Origin of the sequence: Bartonella sp. AP40SXNS (assembly GCF_042195825.1) — a bacterium.
Classification (GTDB): Bacteria; Pseudomonadota; Alphaproteobacteria; order Rhizobiales; family Rhizobiaceae; genus Bartonella.
The window spans coordinates 1-530 of the sequence record NZ_JBHIPB010000135.1 but is presented as its reverse complement, the minus strand read 5'-3'; the positions used below and the strand labels follow the sequence as shown (position 1 = coordinate 530).

The 530-nt window shown below is 33.0% G+C and carries 1 pseudogene; it reads right to left on the bottom strand.

What is annotated here, in order from left to right:
- Window positions 1–269: 269 nt before the first annotated feature.
- Window positions 270–452 (bottom strand): annotated as a pseudogene (locus ACFILZ_RS10170) (hypothetical protein); the annotation flags it as partial.
- Between the last annotated feature and the right edge of the window lie 78 nt (window positions 453–530).

Here is a 530-nt window from a genome sequence, read left to right as displayed (position 1 = left end):
AACAATGTGATTTGTGCTGTGATAAAAACGTATCATAAAATTTATGAACTGTTATGAATGATATCGGCTTTTCATTTCATATGAACGTTTACATGCGTTATAATATTTACATTATGATTTGCTTTTTATGGTCTATTCATACATGGCAATCTTATATAAAAAATAGTCAAATGAATCACGTATAAAAGTGTGGATTCTTAAGTGGATTCATATAAAATAACTTCACACAACCTATTGACTTTATTGTGTTTTTTGATATGATATCGAATATCAACATTCTCAGGCATCTCATGATACTGACCACCGTCAAATTCTTCATATTCTCTTGTACCATCATCATATTCGTAAAGATTGTAAAAATACTCTGCTACCCCTAATCCCCATGGTGCATGCCCCACCGCCGTTGCAACGAACTTTTTTCCCCCCTTCTGTTTACGTTTTTTTAAAAACATCTGGTTTAATATCCCCTATCTAAATCCATAACTTTACCAATGGGTTTATTTGCCTCAAAATGGACCGTACAGAAGCGT